The organism is Pseudoalteromonas sp. SG44-1 (genome assembly GCF_014164315.1).
GTDB classification, from domain to species: domain Bacteria; phylum Pseudomonadota; class Gammaproteobacteria; order Enterobacterales; family Alteromonadaceae; genus Pseudoalteromonas; species Pseudoalteromonas rhizosphaerae.
The window spans coordinates 1-882 of record NZ_JACJEW010000201.1 but is presented as its reverse complement, the minus strand read 5'-3'; the positions used below and the strand labels follow the sequence as shown (position 1 = coordinate 882).

General features: G+C 43.8%; 1 protein-coding gene. It reads right to left on the bottom strand.

Annotated features, from left to right (window positions below):
* A partial coding sequence (locus H5187_RS23760; RefSeq protein WP_182798500.1) for a transposase occupies positions 1-882 on the bottom strand: 882 nt, incomplete at both ends.

Here is an 882-nt window from a genome sequence, read left to right as displayed (position 1 = left end):
CGTTTTTCTTGCTCTGTTTCATAAGTTTCGCTGTCTTTAAATAACGGGTTTCGTTTTCTAAATTGGTTATCCGCAATGTAAGTATCAAAGCCACTTTTCGCCATGTATTCAAGGTTCGCTTCGCTATTAAACCCACTGTCTGCGGTGAACTTAATCGTTTGTTCGTCTGTTGATTTGTCGGTATTCAATTTATCAAGCTGCTGCTTTAATTGCTTAACTGCTGGCTGCAGGGTTTGCTGCTCGCCCACCGAGCCCCATGCCTGTGCTTGCAGTATAACTTGATGTTTATCGTCATTTATCGCTATCCCGTTGTAGCCTTGGATTGTACCTTTTGACGTGGTCATTTTCGCGCTATCAGGGTCGGTAATATTACTTTTAATAGGCTTGCCTTTGCTGCCCGTTTTTTCCTCGTGGGTCGCTAAGAACTCCGTGATTTTATCTGCACTTTTATCCAGCTTTTCTTTTTGCTTTAAATCCTGTGTTATCAACTCTTCGCTCAGGCTATCTTGTGATTGGTGACGTTCGATAATACGTTTACTCGCGCGTTCTAGTTTTGCTTTTTTACGCCCTAGCTCATCGAATGTCCCGCTCCATTCTTTGCTCGCATTCGACTTTAACTTACAGCCATCAATGGCAAACATATTGCGGCCTATCAACCCTTCTTCGTCGCATATCATCAATACTTGCGTAAACAGCGGCTCAATCTGTTCATGCATTTTGGCCACGAATCCCGCTACAGATGTGTAATGAGGTTGAATATCACCCGACACACTCATGAACAAAATATTCGTCTCACACGCCTTAGCAATACGGCGGCTGCTGATCAAACCATGTGCATAGCCGAGCAAAATAATCTTTAACATCACTGACGGCGGATACGCC